This is a genomic window from Rothia endophytica, assembly GCF_039543885.1.
GTDB classification, from domain to species: Bacteria; Actinomycetota; Actinomycetes; order Actinomycetales; family Micrococcaceae; genus Rothia; species Rothia endophytica.
In genome coordinates, this window is record NZ_BAABKP010000001.1 from 843,863 (window position 1) to 861,331 (window position 17,469).

At 56.3% G+C, this 17,469-nt stretch carries 19 protein-coding genes; 14 read left to right on the forward strand and 5 right to left on the reverse strand.

What is annotated here, in order from left to right:
* Nucleotides 1-258 carry a F0F1 ATP synthase subunit epsilon gene (locus ABD982_RS03780; protein ID WP_345444862.1) on the forward strand — a complete coding sequence of 86 codons (258 nt, stop codon included), beginning with the start codon at nt 1-3 and terminating at the stop codon, nt 256-258.
* Between the two features lie 109 nt (nt 259-367).
* Here the strand turns inward: ABD982_RS03780 and nucS are convergent, their stop codons facing one another.
* Nucleotides 368-1,084: an endonuclease NucS gene (nucS, locus tag ABD982_RS03785; RefSeq protein ID WP_251379000.1), complete on the reverse strand. Its 717-nt coding sequence runs from the start codon at nt 1,082-1,084 to the stop codon at nt 368-370.
* Nucleotides 1,085-1,153: 69 nt separating this feature from the next.
* Here nucS and ABD982_RS03790 point away from each other — a divergent pair, with 69 nt between their 5' ends.
* Nucleotides 1,154-1,489, forward strand: coding sequence for an ATP/GTP-binding protein (locus ABD982_RS03790; RefSeq protein WP_345444864.1), 336 nt, complete (start codon nt 1,154-1,156; stop codon nt 1,487-1,489).
* Between the two features lie 20 nt (nt 1,490-1,509).
* Here ABD982_RS03790 and ABD982_RS03795 read toward each other — a convergent pair whose 3' ends face one another.
* Nucleotides 1,510-2,658, reverse strand: a complete 1,149-nt coding sequence (locus ABD982_RS03795) for an AI-2E family transporter (protein WP_345444866.1) — start codon at nt 2,656-2,658, stop codon at nt 1,510-1,512.
* A gap of 311 nt (nt 2,659-2,969) precedes the next feature.
* Between ABD982_RS03795 and ABD982_RS03800 the strand changes: the two genes are divergently transcribed.
* From ABD982_RS03800 to ABD982_RS03820, 5 genes are all read left to right on the forward strand, one after another.
* Entirely contained in the window at nt 2,970-3,908 is a 939-nt protein-coding gene (locus ABD982_RS03800; protein ID WP_345444868.1) for a tetratricopeptide repeat protein, read from the forward strand.
* Nucleotides 3,909-4,002: 94 nt separating this feature from the next.
* Nucleotides 4,003-4,893, forward strand: a complete 891-nt coding sequence (locus ABD982_RS03805) for an ABC transporter ATP-binding protein (RefSeq protein WP_345444870.1) — start codon at nt 4,003-4,005, stop codon at nt 4,891-4,893.
* Complete coding sequence (locus ABD982_RS03810; protein WP_345444872.1) at nt 4,875-6,473, forward strand: hypothetical protein; 1,599 nt, start codon at nt 4,875-4,877, stop codon at nt 6,471-6,473. Before ABD982_RS03805 ends, ABD982_RS03810 begins: the two co-directional genes overlap by 19 nt.
* A 50-nt stretch (nt 6,474-6,523) precedes the next feature.
* Nucleotides 6,524-6,811 (forward strand): DUF3039 domain-containing protein, encoded by a 288-nt coding sequence (locus ABD982_RS03815; protein ID WP_251378994.1) that lies wholly within the window; start codon nt 6,524-6,526, stop codon nt 6,809-6,811.
* A gap of 287 nt (nt 6,812-7,098) precedes the next feature.
* Complete coding sequence (locus ABD982_RS03820; RefSeq protein WP_345444874.1) at nt 7,099-8,883, forward strand: DEAD/DEAH box helicase; 1,785 nt, start codon at nt 7,099-7,101, stop codon at nt 8,881-8,883.
* A 96-nt stretch (nt 8,884-8,979) separates the two neighbouring features.
* Here the strand turns inward: ABD982_RS03820 and ABD982_RS03825 are convergent, their stop codons facing one another.
* Nucleotides 8,980-9,606 carry an isochorismatase family protein gene (locus ABD982_RS03825; RefSeq protein ID WP_251378992.1) on the reverse strand — a complete coding sequence of 209 codons (627 nt, stop codon included), beginning with the start codon at nt 9,604-9,606 and terminating at the stop codon, nt 8,980-8,982.
* A gap of 35 nt (nt 9,607-9,641) precedes the next feature.
* A complete protein-coding gene (locus tag ABD982_RS03830; protein ID WP_425570008.1) occupies nt 9,642-10,949 on the reverse strand; it encodes a nicotinate phosphoribosyltransferase in 1,308 nt (435 codons plus the stop codon).
* A gap of 122 nt (nt 10,950-11,071) precedes the next feature.
* On the opposite strand from ABD982_RS03830, the gene clpS reads away from it, so the two are divergent.
* The 7 genes from clpS (at nt 11,072) to ABD982_RS03865 (ending at nt 16,324) form a co-directional block, all read left to right on the forward strand.
* Nucleotides 11,072-11,404 carry an ATP-dependent Clp protease adapter ClpS gene (gene clpS, locus ABD982_RS03835; RefSeq protein ID WP_345444879.1) on the forward strand — a complete coding sequence of 111 codons (333 nt, stop codon included), beginning with the start codon at nt 11,072-11,074 and terminating at the stop codon, nt 11,402-11,404.
* Nucleotides 11,404-11,961 (forward strand): DUF2017 domain-containing protein, encoded by a 558-nt coding sequence (locus ABD982_RS03840; protein ID WP_251378990.1) that lies wholly within the window; start codon nt 11,404-11,406, stop codon nt 11,959-11,961. The genes clpS and ABD982_RS03840 overlap by 1 nt, the downstream gene beginning before the upstream one ends.
* Nucleotides 11,962-12,127: 166 nt before the next feature.
* On the forward strand, nt 12,128-13,093 hold the full coding sequence (murI, locus tag ABD982_RS03845) for a glutamate racemase (protein ID WP_251378989.1): 966 nt from the start codon (nt 12,128-12,130) through the stop codon (nt 13,091-13,093).
* Between the two features lie 12 nt (nt 13,094-13,105).
* Nucleotides 13,106-13,972: an MBL fold metallo-hydrolase gene (locus ABD982_RS03850; protein WP_345444882.1), complete on the forward strand. Its 867-nt coding sequence runs from the start codon at nt 13,106-13,108 to the stop codon at nt 13,970-13,972.
* Nucleotides 13,973-14,036: 64 nt separating this feature from the next.
* On the forward strand, nt 14,037-14,786 hold the full coding sequence (gene rph / locus ABD982_RS03855) for a ribonuclease PH (protein WP_345444884.1): 750 nt from the start codon (nt 14,037-14,039) through the stop codon (nt 14,784-14,786).
* Nucleotides 14,786-15,421: an RdgB/HAM1 family non-canonical purine NTP pyrophosphatase gene (gene rdgB / locus ABD982_RS03860; protein WP_251378986.1), complete on the forward strand. Its 636-nt coding sequence runs from the start codon at nt 14,786-14,788 to the stop codon at nt 15,419-15,421. Before rph ends, rdgB begins: the two co-directional genes overlap by 1 nt.
* Nucleotides 15,422-15,445: 24 nt before the next feature.
* Complete coding sequence (locus ABD982_RS03865; protein ID WP_251378985.1) at nt 15,446-16,324, forward strand: phosphotransferase; 879 nt, start codon at nt 15,446-15,448, stop codon at nt 16,322-16,324.
* On the opposite strand, the gene ABD982_RS03870 is transcribed toward ABD982_RS03865, so the two are convergent.
* Nucleotides 16,321-17,457 (reverse strand): ADP-ribosylglycohydrolase family protein, encoded by a 1,137-nt coding sequence (locus tag ABD982_RS03870; RefSeq protein WP_345444888.1) that lies wholly within the window; start codon nt 17,455-17,457, stop codon nt 16,321-16,323. The genes ABD982_RS03865 and ABD982_RS03870 overlap by 4 nt on opposite strands.
* Between the last annotated feature and the right edge of the window lie 12 nt (nt 17,458-17,469).

Here is a 17,469-nt window from a genome sequence, read left to right on the forward strand (position 1 = left end):
ATGGCACTCAAAGTAGAAGTCGTTTCACGCCAATCGGTCGTGTGGGCTGGCGAAGCGAAGTACCTACGTGCTCGCACCGTCAACGGTGACATCGGTATCATGCCCGGTCACATCCCCACCATGGCTCTTCTAGCTGAAGACGGCGAACTTCTTATCGAGTCGGTTACCGGCGAGAAGAACGTGACCCGCCTGCACGAAGGTTTCTTGACCGTTTCAAACGATCGAGTCACCATCGCAGCTAAGCACGCGACCATTTAGGTTGCACAAAAGCCGGGCTTCCCCACGCATGTGGGGAAGCCCGGCTTTTGTTTTTAATGCCATCAGAGCAAAAAGCTTTCTGAAGGGTGGGCTAGTTGCAACCCAATCACTAAAAGAGGCGGGACTCCACATCATCCACCCCGCGCATAGCGTCATAGTCAAGGGATACGCAGCGAATGCCCCTGTCCTCAGCCAGCGTGCGAGCTTGAGGCTTAATACGCTGCGCGGCAAAAACACCCTGTACTGGAGCCAGCAGAGGGTCACGGTTAAGAAGTTCAAGGTAGCGAGTTAGCTGCTCAACACCGTCAATATCGCCCACACGCTTGAGCTCAACAGCAACGGAAACTCCCGACGCGTCTTTAGCGAGGATATCAACGGGACCAATAGCGGTGGGGTACTCGCGGCGAACCATGCGATAGCCCGAGCCTAAGAGCTCAATCTGATCAGATAGCAGGCGCTGGAGGTCAGCTTCAACACCGTCTTTAATGAGCCCGGGGTCACTGCCCAAGTCATGGCTCATTTCGTTGATCTTCTCGAAAACTCTAATCACCAAGCGGTCATCGGTTTTAGCCGCCTGTACCGTCCAGAGCTCACAGACATCACTGTCCAGCTCATCGGCTAAGGAGGTGCTGTCTATTTCAACTCGGTCGGCAATATGTAGGCGAGCAGGTGGGCTCATCCAGTTCAGCGGCTTGTAGGAACCGCCATCCGAGTGAATAAGCACTGACCCGTCATTCTTCACCACCAAGAGGCGGGTGGCGCGGGGCAGATGAGCAGAAAGTCTACCCATATAGTCAACAGAACAATCAGCAAATACTAAACGCACCGTACCACTCTAGCACCCAGGTCTAGGCCTTCAGCCTACTGGCCCACAATCCGTGAGAAAATAGTGAGCATGCCCCGTAAAGCCCACCCCGCATCCCGCAAAAATAATTCTGGCCCTGTTCCCAGCAAATGGCAGAAAGCTCGCCCCCCGGGGCGGGATATCTCGCGCATCTTAGACCCTGCACCCTACATCGAGAAGGCAGGGGATGGAGAGTGGTTCGTTCAGTACATTCCTTCAGTCAACGCTATCAAGACCTATAAGTGTCCCGAATGCAAACGTTCCATTATCCCCGGTACCGCTCACCTGGTGGTCTGGCAGCAAGATCACATCTTTGGTAAACAAAGAGCCATCGAAGAGCGGCGCCACTGGCATAAACATTGCTGGGAGACGCGCAGACTCTGGTAGAAGCTCTTCCTTCTGTAGACCTAGAGGGTGTCTTGGCGGGGGATGAGCACTTCGCGGAGCAAGATGAGCAAGGACGCGGCAACGGGGATAGCAATAATGGCGCCGAGTACACCCCAGAGGGCGGCACCGGCTGCCACAGCGATGACGGCCACCCCACCCGGCACAGCTACGGCTTTGCTCATAATTCGCGGAGAAATGAAGTATGCCTCGATCTGCAAGTAGATCAAGTAGGGGATCAAAAAGAAGACAGCAGTCTGCCAGCTTTCTAGAAGAGCTACTAGCGATACAAGGGCTGCGGCGCTCACCCCACCCACCAGGGGAATGAAGGCAAGGATAAGCACAAAGAGCATGAGCAAGTGGGGGAAGGGCACTCCCACTAGAAGCATCACTACTAGGGCGAAGGACGCATTACAGACCGCTACCACCGCCTGACCTGAGACGTACTGGCCAACTGAGCTGGTAATTTTCTCTGTGAGGTCTGCCACCCTTTCCCGTTTGGATGCAGGAGCTAAACGAACTCCCCAGGCTTTGATTGTGGGCAGCGAAGCCAGGACGTAGCCCGATAAAAAGAGAACAATGATAGTGCCGGTGAGAAATTCTGCCAGAGTGGAACCTGCATTGATCAGCGAATTAAAAAAGCTACTCATCACTGAAGAATCAGCCGTGATATCGGCAAAGAACTTATCGACCTCAGCATCGACTGCTGTGCGAATGTTATAGCGGCTATCGAGCCCCTCAAAGAAATCTGAGTTGAGGAAGTTTTCGAACTGTTGGGGGAAGCCGTTGATGAAAGTAATAGCCTGGCGGGCAATCACCGGTATCACCCAGAAAATGATAGCTGAAAGGAAGGCTGTAAAGGCAAGGAACACAGTGCCTACACCGAAGCCCCGGGGGATCCCGAGCTTTTCTAGCTTTCTCACCATGGGGTCAAGGCCCAAACCAATAAAGACAGCTCCTGTTAGCCAGCCCGCTAGAGCCCCAACGTTGATCATCAGGTAGTAGCAGAGCAAGGCAAAGCCCACTCCCACTGTCACCATAAACCCAAAATAAATGGGGTTGGTGATGTGCCGAGCTTTGCCATCTGGAACACGAGCTGATCTTGACCAACGGGGTTGCTCACCGGTGCCGATATCTTCAGTTTCTACCGTGGTGGGCTCATCGGGTAGCACAAAGCGGTGCCGGGGGAGAGCCCCTGGAATCGCTGGGAGCGTGAACCATTCTTGCTGTGCTTCAGCACCCGAACCAGATATTGGAAAATCACTCTTCGGTGATCTCTGGGAAGAAGCTCTGCGATTTAAAAAGCGCAAACGGCGGGGACGCGGAATTTTTGGCATGGGCTATTTTCGTAACTGGTAAGGCTGGTTTTCTACCACTGTATACCTGATTCAGCCTTAGGCTAGAAAAAACCCGCTGGGGTGGGCATACCCTGATTTGTTTGGCACCATGGAGTACAGAATCTAGCTTTAATCAGGAGACCACCATGAGCACCGCTAACAACGAATTTTCTGCAGAACACCTTCCCGCCTCTGTGCGTAATGCCCCGGAATTAAGTGTTTCTCTACAAGATCAGAACGACTCGCTAGCTCCTTCTCATGCACCAGCAGCGGGAGAACCCAGCTGGCGCGTGGATGTAACGGACGCTGAGAGCTTCCAGCAGTTGGTGCAGCTTTCCAATCAGGGTGCCGTAATTTTTGCCCTGTGGGCACCGCACTCACCAGCATCGGTCTCGATGCTAGAACAGGCGGAGGCACTCGTTAATTCTGCGGGTGGCAATCTTCTGCTGGCAGCTGTAGATATCACCAAAGCACCTGAAATTGGGCAGGCTTTTCAAATTCAGGGTGTGCCAGCGGCGGTAGCAATCATTGGTGGTCGCCCAGCCCCGCTCTTCAACGGCCCTGTTGACACTGAGGCGTTGACGGACGTCCTGGGACAGGTGCTTCAACTGGCTGCCCAACAGGGTCTCCGTGGGGGGTTTGAACCGGTGGTATCTGAAGAGGAAAAGCCCCTGCCGCCTCTGCATGCGGAGGCAATTGATGCCCTTGACCGAGGGGATTATGCCGCTGCTACTTCGGCCTACACCCGTGCACTCAACGAGAACCCCGCAGACTCTGATGCCAAGATTGGTCTAGCACAGGTGCATCTTCTGGAACGCGTAGCTGGGCTGAATCTCGCTGATGAGCGTGAGAAGGCTGCTGCTGACCCCACTGATGTGCAGGCGCATCTCAATGTGGCTGATCTCGATATAGCTGGTGGGCACGTTGAGGACGCTTTTGCGCGCTTGCTGCGCCTCTTTAAAGCCGTTGATACTGAAGCTAAAACTTCGGTGCGCGAACGTTTGCTGGAGTTGTTTACAGTGGTAGGTTCCAGCGACCCCCGCGTTACTAAAGCCCGGTCAGCTCTAATGACTGCCCTGTTCTAGATTCACACGGCTATAGAATATCGATAAGCCGAAAAAACGATAATTCCCCTGACGGGGGAGGGAATTAGTGCGCTGTTTCACTACTATGGAGGGTATGAGTGAAGAAAACTTTCCCCACAGCGCTGTTCCAGCTCACGATGAATCGTTACAGCAACCCGCTGCACATGCCCAGGTAGCTTCGCAGATAACGGACAACATCGTAGATGCTGAGGTAGCTCCCCAGAGCCAAGGAACCCCAGCACTCGATATACGGTCTCTGGTCAAGATTTTTGACCAAAGAGCTGTCGTTGATGGAATTAACCTGACCGTTCCCCGCGGCTCGTTTTACGGGCTGGTGGGGCGCAATGGGGCGGGTAAGACCACCTCTCTCTCTATGGCTACCGGTATGCTCAAACCTACCCAGGGCCAGGTGCTCATTGGCGGGGCAGACATCTGGGCGCAGCCGCTGGACGCTAAACGTAAGGTAGGGGTGCTACCAGATAGCGTCCACCTCTTCGATAAATTGACCGGTGAGCAATTGATCACTTTCGCCGGTCGGCTTCATGGGTTAGATCGGCAAACAGTGGCTCAGCGTACCCGTGACCTGCTAATAGCCATGGACCTCACCGGGGCTGCAGGCCAACAGGTCGCTGACTACTCAGCCGGTATGACCAAAAAAGTGGCCCTAGCGTGCGCCATGATTCATGCGCCGCAACTGCTGGTACTTGACGAGCCCTTTGAAGCGGTGGACCCTGTTTCAGCATCGAATATTCAAGACATATTGCGAGCCTATGTGGCTGGCGGAGGTACGGTCATTATTTCCTCCCACGTCATGGATCTAGTGCAGCGTCTATGCGATCATGTTGCCATCATGGATAAGGGCCGCATTCTTGCTTCAGGCACGGTGGATGAGGTCAGAGCAGGGCAGAGCCTTGAAGAACGATTTGTTAGCCTGGTCGGTGGCAGAGTGGTGTCGGAGGGTATTTCATGGTTGCAGTCCTCCTAAAACTCAAATGGGCCAATTTCGCTGCCCTTTTCACCAGCAAAAATGTGTGGGTGATCGTCGGTGTAGCCTTCGGAGGTCTCTACGCACTGGGTGCAGCCTTTGGACTGGGGGCTTTGGGCCTTACCGTTGAAAAAACCTGGTCCCTCACTTTTATGGTGCTGTTTGCTACCGTACTTTCCCTCATCTGGTGGATTGTACCTCTGGTAGCGGCGGCCGCCGACGCGACCCTGGACCCTGAGCGTCTGGCACCCTACCCCTTGACTGCTCCCCAGCTTATGGGCGGGCAGATGCTGGGAGCTTTCGTGGGAATCCCCGGAGCAGTCACCCTTATGATGAGTCTGGCCGCGGCCACGTCGCTGACCAGCACCGGCTGGGCCCTAGCCTTCTACCCGCTTTCACTGGTGCTGGGTCTTGCGCTAGTTGTGGTGGTATCGCGCCTGATTACACAGCTTTCTATCCCTATGAGAGCCCGCCGCGGTGTCACTAATCTTCTCACCATTATTAGCTTTAGCATTTTGGTCATGCTGGGCCCCATCATGATGGGTGCAGTCACTGGGCTCTATTCAATGATTGACCGGCTACCCACGGTGGTTTCCTCCCTGCAATGGACACCTTTCGCGGCTCCCTGGGCGGTGGCTGTTCATGCAGGGCAGGGGCACTGGGGCACAGCCGGTTTACTGGTACTTATTAGTCTGGTCTACCTGGCTCTTGCCTGGGCGATGTGGCGACGTGCAATGGAAAAGACCATGGCTAACGTCGGGGCATTAACCCCCCATAAGGCCGCTACCATCTCAGAGGCGGGCAAGCTTGGCTTAATGGGGCTCTTCCCTGACAAGCCCAGATGGGCTATTACAGCTCGTGTTCTCCATATGATGTTCAAGGACACCCGGTGTAACCTCAATATCCTGATGGTGCCCCTCTTTTATACAATGTTCATTTTTATGGGCACCTCCATGCCTTCTTCAGAAACGGGCAGTAATATCATCGGGCAGTTCTTCCTGACAGTCTTTCTACCAGCTTTTGCCGGGTATATCTTTGCCTACCTAATTTCCTATGAAAACACCGCCTTCTCCATGCATGTGCTGGCACCCCTACGCGGGATTGAAGACCGACTGGGGCGACTCTATGCCATGCTCATGATTTATCTGCCCTTGCTGGTCATTGGTAGCTTGATCTATGTACTGGTGAGCCAGCAGACTGTTTACCTTGCTCCGATTATGTTGACCACGGTTGGGGTTTTCTTCGTGAGCTTAGGTGTCTCCGCGTTATCGGATATGTATTTCTCGGTTCCGGCACCTCCGCCCGGCTCCAGTCCCTGGAAAACACCTAAACAGCCCGATGGTTTTGCGAAGGCACTTGTCCGTGGTCTGATCATGTTTATCCCTATGGTGCTCTCTTTCCCCGGCGGGGCAGGGCTACTGGCCCAAGAAATCACAGGGAACCCTCTGTGGGGATGGCTCGGTGGTGGTGCCATGCTCATACTTGGCCTCATCATCTTGATCCTGGGGATCAAGCTAGGGTCACGTCGCTTTGAGCAACATGCGGCAGATGCGTTGCAGCGTGTTGCCCGCTTCGGCTAACAGGGCTAGTAGCTCCATTACACTAGGAAGAAACCCACGAAAGGAAAGCCATGTCCTCCATTCCCGGAATCGAAGATCCCTTCCCCGAAACCCAACGAACCGGTGGCACAGCACTACTAGAACGCGAAGAAGTTCAGGACGTTGAACCAGGTGATCACGAACGTTTCTCCCACTATGTCCGCAAAGAAAAGATCATGGAATCAGCCCTCACCGGAAAGCCGGTCAGAGCTCTGTGTGGCAAAAAATGGACACCGGGCCGTGATCCCGAAAAATTCCCGGTCTGCCCAGAGTGCAAGGAGATCTACGAAGGTCTAGCACCGGGGCAAGACGACAACTAAAACCCTACCTGTAGCAGGGGCGCTTCCCCCATTGCGCCCTTGCTACACTCATGCGCAGGTACCTTTGCCAGCCGTCCCTGATAGGTTGGTAACGATCTACAATGTGGCGGGGCGCACTGTCACCGCTGAACTATCTGTCATCACAGCACCTTAACGACTCAAGGCAGATAGAAACTTATCGGCGTGACCAAGCCGGTAGTTTTTCTAGCCCCATTCCTGACCGAATGGGGCTAAACTTTTCTGGTGCCCCTTTGGGCACAGCGTCATTGCGAGGGAAGGGACTCACCATGTCAGATGCACAGCCCACACTCTTTGGAGAAGGCTCAGCACCTCTACCCCCGGCCTATCCTGACCGAGCGGCTTGGGGCACAGCGCCTAAACTGCGTGCCTGGCAGTCAGAGGCAATGACAAAATATTTTGCTGAGAACCCGCGGGACTTCATGGCGGTGGCGACCCCCGGTGCGGGTAAGACAACTTTTGCCCTCACCGTAGCGAAAGAGCTCTTTAACCGCGGCACTATCAACCGTATGACCGTGGTGGCTCCCACCGATCACCTCAAGCGTCAGTGGGCGGATGCCGCTGCGCGAGTGGGTATCTCCATTGACCCCAACTTTAAGAACTCAGACGGCACCACGGGCCGGGGCTATCAGGGCGTAGCTCTGACCTACTCCCAGGTTGCTAACAAACCCATGCTGCACAGGGCACGCACCGAAAATGGCCGCACCCTGGTCATCATGGATGAAATTCACCACGCAGGTGATGCCCTCTCATGGGGTGACGGTCTGCGCGAGGCCTTTGAACCGGCCACCCGCCGTCTGGCCTTGACCGGTACACCCTTCCGCTCAGACACATCAGCTATTCCTTTTGTGCAGTATGAAGAGGACAAAGAGGGCATCCGCCGCTCAACATCTGACTACTCCTACGGCTATGGCCCAGCTCTTAAAGACCACGTGGTGCGCCCGGTTATTTTCATGGCCTACTCAGGTCAGATGCGCTGGCGCACCAGCGCCGGCGAAGAAATGGCGGCCAACCTAGGGGAGGGATTCACCAAGGACGTGACCGCCCAGGCCTGGCGTACTGCCCTCAACCCTGAGGGCGAATGGATCCCTACCGTGCTCTCGGCTGCTGATAAACGTCTAACACAGGTGCGTCGCACCGTACCGGACGCCGGTGGGCTAGTCATCGCTACCGACCACGCTGACGCACGCGCCTATGCTGCCCAGCTACAGAAAATTACGGGAGAAAAGCCAGCCCTCATTCTCTCCGATGACAAAGAAGCCTCCAATAACATTGAGGCTTTCAGCGAGGGAATGGCTCGCTGGATGGTGGCAGTCCGCATGGTATCCGAAGGCGTGGACGTGCCCCGTCTAGCCGTGGGCGTCTATGCCACCTCAACCAGCACACCGCTCTTCTTTGCCCAGGCGATTGGACGTTTTGTGCGCTCGCGTAAGCGCGGCGAAACCGCCTCGGTTTTCCTGCCCTCGGTTCCCCAGCTCATGATGCTAGCCAACGAGATGGAAGCTGAACGCGATCACGCCTTGGATCGAAAAGGCGCCAATGACGAGCCAGCAGACCCGCTCAACGAGGGCCTGGACGACCACCTCATTGAAGAAGCCAACCGTGAAGAAGTAGCTTCGGATCAGCTAACGCGCGGCAAATTTGAGGCTATCGGTTCTCAGGCATCCTTCCACGGTGTACTCTTTGACGGCAGTGAATTTGCTTCCGGCGGTCTTGAAGTGGGGTCAGACGAAGAACAGGACTTCCTGGGCATACCTGGGCTACTGGACGCCGACCAGGTGGGCACTCTTCTGCGTGCACGCCAGCAGGATCATGCCTCCAGGCGTCCTGCCACCAGCGCGCCGCAGGTGGTGGACCACCGTCAGCTCAAGGACCTGCGTAACCAGCTCTCTAAGAATGTTGCTGCTTGGGCTGCCCGCACCGGCAAACCCCACGGTTCCATTCATAACGAGCTGCGCCGTATGTGCGGTGGCCCCGCCGTCGCTCAGGCATCAGCCGAGCAACTCCAAGCCCGACTTGAAAAACTGCAGGATTGGTTCGTGGGCAGAAAGTAAGCGAGGGCTCGCCTAGAAAGTTTTCGCCCAGAAGGGGGTAGAAACAAGTAGTTTATAACCCCTTCTGGGCGAAATTTTTTTGATGCTCAAAACTGCCTACAGAACTTCGGTGACCGTCACACCGGCATCCTCTAGTTCGTCAACGGCGTCGTCCTGTCCCTCTTCAGAGACCGGCGCGGTGAGATCCAGGAGCACTCGTGTCTCGTAGCCAGCGTCCACAGCATCGAGGGCAGTTGCCTTGACGCAGAAATCGGTGGCGATGCCCACCACGTCGACATCGGTGATTTCGTGTTCCTGTAACCAGTCATCAAGAGAAAGCTTGGGGGTTTCATCCTCAACTGCTGCTCCGGCCTCGCGCTCACCGGTCATGACCGAGTTCTCGGGTGCCAGTAACCCTTCAAACCCAGAGTAAGCGGCCTCAAAGGCACCCTTACGGAAGAATGCTTCGATGTAGTCGGTATCCAAATTTTCGTGAGTATCAGCTCCACGGCTCTCGGCTACACAGTGACGAGGCCAAGAGGTCTTGTAATCCGGGGTATCAGAGAAGTGGTCGCCCGGGTTCACATGCCAGTCCAGGGTAGCCACGATTGCCTCGTAGTCACTATGACGGGTTTCTACATACTCGCTAATCAGCGCAGCAACTTCGGCGCCGCGCTCGGTGGCCAAACTACCACCTTCACAAAAGTCGTTCTGAACATCAACAATAATAAGTGCTTTGGGCATGGGTGCTCCTTACGCCAGAGAATGAATCTACTAGTTTAGCTGTTCACAAATTCGGTGGGAATCACGGGGTCGCCGGGTGAAAGGCGGGTTGCTGCAACAGGCAACTCAGTGAGGGAACGGGCATGACGCTCAGAGGCTCTGCGCACCCCTTCGGCACCGGTGAAACCCGGTTGAACGGCGCCGTCCACCACCAGGTCAACCATGAGATCGCGGTCATTGGAGTCAGCTGGGGCAGTGATATCAACACCAATGACCTCAGCCGTTGCCCTGCCTTCAGCGTTGAGCCTGCGGACCGCGCTCTTCTGACCACCGATAGAGGCTTTACCCGAGGATGCTTTAGCCACGGGCTCCATAACACCTTCGCTGTTTTCACGCAGTACTACCTTATAGACCATAGACGAGGTGGGAACACCTGAGCCGGTAACAAGTTTGGTGCCCACACCGTAAGCATTGACGGGCGCAGCGGCCAGTGAAGCAATGGCGTCCTCATCGAGATCGCTGGTCACGGTAATGTTGGTACCGGTGTTTCCCAGCGAATCCAGTAGCTCTCGCACGTACTGAGCCTGTGCTACCAGATCACCGGAGTCCAGGCGAACGCCGCCCAGCTCCGGGCCAGCTAGCTCCACGGCAAGGCGCACAGCCTTTTCAACGTCGTAGGTATCAACGAGCAAGGTGGTGTCCTTGCCCAGGGATTCGAGCTGAGCTTCAAATGCTTCGCGCTCAGAATCGTGCAGCAGGGTGAAAGAGTGAGCGCTGGTGCCGATGGTGTGCAGGCCATAACGCCGGCCAGCTTCAAGATTAGAGGTGCCAGCGAACCCGGTGATGACGGCGGCGCGGGCAGCTGCTACGGCTGCTTCTTCGTGGGCTCGGCGGGAGCCCATCTCAAGGCAGGGGCGGGTGCCAGCGGCAACGCTCATGCGGGAAGCCGCAGTTGCTACAGCTGAGTCGTAGTTGAAGATGGAGAGAATGAAGGTTTCTAGAATGCAAGCCTCGGCAAAGGTCGCTTCAACTTGCAAAACGGGGGAGTGGGGGAAGAAGATCTCACCCTCAGCGTAGCCTCGGATAGTGCCGGTAAAACGGAAATTTCGGAGGTAGTCCAGGGTCTGCTCGTTCACCACTTTACGGTCAGCAAGAAAATCGATCTCATCGGAGGTGAAGCGAAAGTCGTGCAGCCCTTCTAGGAACCTGCCGGTGCCCGCCAGCACACCGTAGCGGCGTCCGCCAGAGAGCCTGCGGGTAAAGACCTCAAAGACGGTCTTGCGGTGGGCGGCACCTGATGCCAGGGCAGCCTGCAGCATCGTCAGCTCGTAGTGGTCCGTGAAAAGTGCAGTTGAAGAAGTCACGGGCACAAGTTTACCCCCGCCCGGTTCAATCCGTTAGCTGGACCTAGCCGAGCCCTATGATAGATAGGGTTAGTCAGCAACTAATCCATCATAACTTGCCCCCAAGGGAGTGCCTCCGCGAGATGTCCAATCACTATCAGCCGGTTTTATCAACCGCCGGTGCTGAAACCCTGCCTGACCTTGATCAGCTTCTTGATGCTGATACCTTCACCGCCCCCGATGTGCCCTGGCACGTGCTGGTGTGGAATGACCCGGTTAATTTGATGAGCTATGTAAGTTACGTCTTCCGCTCCTATTTTGGCTATGACCGTGCCCAGGCAGAAAAACTGATGATGACAGTGCACACCGAGGGCAAAGCCACCGTATTTACCGGCAGTAAAGAAGAAGCCGAACGGCACACCTCAGCCCTGCATACCTGGGGTTTGTGGGCAACTTTTGAAAGGGCGGAAAGCTAATGGCACAAGGCTTCAAATCAACACCCAGAGGCTATACCGCCCGCTTTACACCTGAAGAGGTGCAGGTTCTCACCCAGCTCTTTGAAGACGTCGCCCTTACACTCGAGCCCGATGAAGAAGCTGCAACAGACCCGCTTGCTGACCTGGTGGGTATCTCTGAAAATGCCCAGATTCCCACGGACCCTGCCCTGGCCCGTATGTTACCCGTAGCCAGCAATGACCCCGAGATGGCCGATGAGTTCCGCCGTTTTACAGAGCTTTCACTGCGCCGGGGCAAAATAGCTAACCTCAACATGGCAGCTATGGACGCCCGGAGCGGCGACCTAGCGTTGGACGCCGAGCACGCCCATGCCTGGGCAACCGCTCTCAACGATGTACGCCTGACCCTGGCCACCCGGCTTGAACTGAAGACCGAAAAAGACGCCGCTCGCATCAGTCAGATGACCGAGTGGAAGGATGTGGAAACCACTGACCAGTACATGGCCCTGCTCTATAACTTCATTACCTGGCTGCAGGACTCCCTCATGGAAGCTATGCTCAGCCAGCTCGATGATTAGCAGGTAGGACCCTTCCGGCTTCACCCGCCTACCTCCCATTTGTATGGCAAATCTACGCTTATATGACGGGTTAGAGGCAGCCTTGGCGTGATAGTCCACTCAAAAGCGTGTAGGTGAGACCGCCAACCTATTGTTCTCTCTCATTTTTAGCTAATGTCAGGTCACGATGAACGATTCATTCTCAACCCTTCAAACTCCCTGGGGAACTCAGGTGCTAGCAGAACCTCACGCTAGCGCCCCCATTGGTGTGTTCGATTCCGGGGTGGGGGGCTTAACGGTGGCGCGAGCCATTATGGATCAGCTACCCAATGAATCAGTCATCTATGTGGGAGATACCGCCCACGGCCCCTACGGCCCTCTAACAATCGCCCAGGTACGGGCCCATGCGCTACGTATTATGGATGAGCTGGTCGACTCCGGCGTCAAGCTGCTCGTCATCGCCTGCAATACTGCTTCAGCCGCAGTCCTCAGGGACGCTCGTGAACGCTACACTCGCAAGTACGGCATACAGGTGGTTGAAGTGATTCAGCCGGCTGCCCGCCGTGCCGTAGCAGCTACCCGCAACCGAAAAATTGGAGTTATCGCCACCGAGGCAACCGTGACATCACGGGCTTACGAAGACACCTTCTCTGTCATGAGTGACCTTGAAATTCATTCGGTAGCCTGTCCCCGATTTGTTGAGTTTGTTGAGCGGGGGATTACCTCCGGGCCAGAACTACTCAAAACCGCAGAGGCCTACCTGCAACCGCTGAAGGACGCCGGTATAGACACCCTAGTTCTGGGCTGCACCCACTACCCCCTACTGACCGGCGTTATCTCCTACATCATGGGAGATGGGGTTACCCTGGTTTCTTCGTCTGAAGAATCGGCTAAGGATGTCTACAAGGCGCTCTTGAAAGCCGGGCTAGAACGCCCCACCGACTTGCCGGCGTCCCACGAATTTCTTGCCACCGGCGAAACCGACACCTTTGAACACCTTGCCCGGCGCTTCCTGGGCCCAGAGGTAGCCAGGGTTAGCCATACCGAATCGGTCGCTGAGCGCTTTCCCACCGGTTCCCTGTCCATCGTGCCGCCGGCCCTCCCAACTCCTACCATATCGATCGACAATAACCTCGATCGCACCGCTGACTAGAAAGACCGACTTATGCGTTTAACTGTTATTGGTTGCACCGGCTCCTTCCCGGGCCCCAACGCCGCAGCTAGCTGCTACATGGTCTCGACTATTGATGACCTGGGCAAGACCTGGCGCATCATCATTGATATGGGCAACGGCGCTCTGGGCACCCTGCAGACCCACATCAACCTTGAAGATATTGACGCTATCTTGGTATCCCACCTGCACCCCGATCACTGCATTGACCTTTCGGGGCTTCACGTGGCGATTAAATGGGACCCCAAGGGCTGGTCAAAGGGACCGATTCCGCTCTACGGCCCCAGCGACATCCACCAGTACCTGGTTAACACCCACGGGTTACCCCTGGACCCCGGAATGCACACCGAATTTGAATTCCACGAGTGGGCCAACTACAAAGAAGTAAAAATTGGGCCCTTTACCGTTACCCCTCACGCCGTAGTTCACCCGACCAAGGAGCCCTACGCCTTGCGTCTAGAGTGCGAGACCTCTGAGGGTAAGACCGTGCTGACCTACTCGGGAGACACCGACAGCTGCATTGGCCTGATTGAAGCCGCTAGGGGCGCTGACCTCTTCCTCTGCGAAGCAGCCTACCAGGAGGGGCGCGATGACGCCCTGCGCGGCATTCACCTGACCGGCAAGCGTGCCGGTGAAACCGCCCGAGAAGCCGGTGTGCGCAACCTCCTGCTAACTCACCTGCCGGTGTGGAACGACCCAGAGACCGCGCTCGCAGAAGCTAAAGAAGTTTTTGATGGCCCGGTCAGCGTGGCCGAAGAATCTGCCACCTACCGTGTCAACCCCCGCCGCAGCCCAGAAGAATATGCTGCGAACCCCAAAACCACCACCCTTGAAGTGGTCTCGCGGCACCGCATCCGCTAGGTTGAAACCCTAAGATAATCACTCTCAATTCTGCAAAAAACTGCAGGAGGTATAGGCTAAAGCCATGACTGATAACACGGCAATCACCATCGTTCGAGCAGACGGCCGCACCGTTGACCAGTTGCGCCCCATCACCATTACACGCGGCTGGTCCAAGAACGCTGAAGGCTCAGCGCTGATTGAATTTGGCAACACTCGTGTGCTCTGTACCGCTTCGCTCACCGAAGGCGTGCCCCGCTGGCTCAAGGGCGAGGGTAAAGGCTGGGTAACTGCCGAGTACGCCATGCTCCCCAGGGCTACTAATACCCGTAATTCCCGTGAGTCTGTCAAAGGCAAGGTGGGTGGCCGCACCCACGAAATTTCACGTCTTATTGGTCGTTCTTTGCGCGCAATCATTGACACCAAAGAGCTGGGCGAAAACACCATCGTCCTGGATTGCGACGTCCTGCAGGCAGATGGTGGCACCCGTACCGCTGCTATTACCGGAGCTTACGTGGCTCTGGCAGATGCCATTAGTTGGGCTAAATCTGAGGGCATTATTCCTGCCAAAGCCCAACCGCTCACCGGCTCTGTTTCAGCTATCTCAGTGGGTATTATCGACGGCGTCCCCATGCTTGATTTACCCTACGTTGAGGATGTCCGCGCTGAGACCGATATGAACGTGGTCGTTACCGGTGACGGTAAATTTGTTGAAGTTCAGGGGACCGCTGAAGGTGCTCCCTTCGACCGCGAGGAGCTTAACTCCCTGCTAGATCTGGCTTTGGTAGGAACCTACGAACTATCTGAAATCCAGCGTGAGGCTTTGAAGAACTAATGCCAGCCAAAATTGTTTTAGCAACGCATAATGCCGGCAAACTGCGGGAGTTTCGCGAGATTTTGCGCGGAACCATCGACGGGCTGGACGTTGACACCGAAGTAGTCGATGCCGGTGCGGTGGGCGCCCCTGATGTCTTAGAAGACGGCGTCACCTTTGCCGAGAATTCACTGCTCAAAGCCCGTGCAGTAGCCCAAGTAACCGGCCTGATCGCTATCGCTGATGACTCCGGGCTGGCGGTTGATGTTCTTCATGGCGCCCCCGGAATTTTCAGTGCCCGCTGGGCAGGTCAACACGGTGATGACACCGCTAACCTGGAGCTTCTGCTGGCCCAGCTGGCTGATATCAAAGATGAGCACCGCGGTGCCCGCTTTATCTGCGCCGCATCATTGGCCGCCCCCGGAGGGGTTGAGGCAGTAGAACACGGCGAACTTTCTGGCACCCTCTTGCGCGAACCTCGCGGTGAGGGCGGCTTCGGCTATGACCCCATTCTTGCCCCCTCAGCCTTTACCGGTGAATATGCTGGCCTTTCCTGCGCCCAGGTGCCACCTGAAGTTAAGAACGCTATTAGCCACCGCGCTCAAGCCCTGGCGGCTTTGGTGCCTCATATCCGGGCAGCTTTAGCAGGCCACTAACGCACAGAGCAGAAAAGGTTCCCTATGGTAGCGCACCTTGCACAGCTAGAACAGATGAACAGCCTGCCGGTCATCAACGCAGTGATGACCCAGGCTGGTCTCAACATTCCAATGGACCGTTGGGACGTTCGTACCACGGGCTCCGCCCATATCGTGGTCAACATGGGTGGGCAACTGAGCGTGCGTGTAGCCAAAACCCAACTCACCGGCTACCTGGTAGCTCGGCGCACCGAGATTCTACGCCGCCTACCGCAAAGTCTGCCCTTCACCGTGCCCCGGCCCATCACGCGCGTCATTACCCGCGCGGGGTTTACCGCTGTGGGGCTTACCTGGATTAAGGGCGAACCCCGCGTCCAGGGAGCGGCACCACCCAAGCAACTAGTTAAACTGCTCAAAGGTATTCACACCATTGACTGCCGCGGGTACGGGCCCTATCTTGATCACCAGTACGAACACTGGAGGGGTGTAGAAGAGTGGGATACCCACCTGCGTGCCAACGTCGTGCCCCAGTTGCTTACAGGAGCCCAAAAGGTTGCGCTGAGAGCAATTGACTGCGTCCTGGAGCTGCCACCGGTCGAACCTGTACTTATCCACGGTGATTTAGCTGGGCACAATATTTTGTGGAACGGAGATAAGCTGGTCGGTGTTATCGACTGGGACCACGCAACCCTAGGCGACCCTGCCGTTGATCACGCTTCTCTGGGTAATTTCTATGGCTGGGAATCTCTCTCAAAAGCACTTGATGCACCCCAGATAGCCCGTGCACAGAGGGTGGCTGGCCTCTTGCCCCTGCAATCTCTTGCCTACATTATGAAGAATGGTATGGGCGGTGCCATTCAGCGACTAGCTGTTGAACGCGCCGATGAATGGTACCTTGACCACCGCAGTGAAATCCTGGGTTAGCTGACGCCTAACTGTTTCAACCAGTTCTCAAGGACGAGCTCAAGCGCCGGAACCGCATCGAGGGAAGCAAGCGTCTGCGTATTGAAAACATCCTCGGTGTAAAGAGCACCTAGCAGGGTGCCGGTCAGCGCGGCAATTGAATCCGAGTCACCGTCACAACTCACTGCCTGCGCCAAAGCTTTCCGTGTAGCGAGCGCCGGACTGCTATCACCATCGGATATTTCCTGTTCTGCACTCAGCAGTAGGTAGGCGGCAAAACCTAAACAGCCGGGGGCTAACCAGAGGTCCCCAAAACTCTCTAGTGTGCGCTCAAGCGGCATACCGCTGTCCACCGATCTCAGCGCGGTCTGCAGGGCAGCTATGGTCAGGGCAGCATCCCCGGGTAGTGCCTGGCTCTGCTCCACTGTGCCCAGCCATTGCAAGACCGCTTCTAGGGCCTGCCGAGCCGGCATATGGAGGTCGATAGCTTCGTGGGAACCCAGCAGGTGACGCACCAGCAGAGCATAGGCGCTGGCGCTCAGAATAGCGTCGGGGTGCCCGTGGGTCAGAGCTGCAGCATGGGCAGATAACTTAATGACAGTGGCATCATCTGCCACGGGCAGAAAACCAAAGGGCGCTGATCGGATGAGCGCCCCGGTCCCCAGGGCTTGGGGATTGACGTTCTTAGAGATGAACTGCATTTCACCGGCTGCCAGCGCCGCCAGGGTGGCTTTGCCGGGGCCTCGGGCGACGCTCATGCTGGGCTGGGCATCCAGGGGGCGGGTGAGAGCGAAAGGAGCAGCAGCGGGGTAGGAGTTACCGGTGCTACGGTACCAGCGCAGGTAGGCAAGCCAAATGCAGGCGAGCTCATCGGCTGCCTGACCGTCGTTATTCCATTCCAATACTTCGCTCAGCCCATCAAGGGTGTAGAGGGTTAGCTGGGTATCATCGGAAACCACCAGGGGCTGGGCGGCAAGCGTGTCGAGAAGCTCTAAGGAGTTTTTTACCTTGTACCGTTCAAACATCTCGGTGCGGCTGAGCATTTCAACGGGGTATCCCAAGGCGTCCCCCGTTGCACCCCCGAGGAGGGCGCCGCGCAGGGCAGCGCGGTAGGCGGGTGAGGTAGCGGAGGGTGCGGGGAAAGCAGAGGTCATAGGCACCAGTGT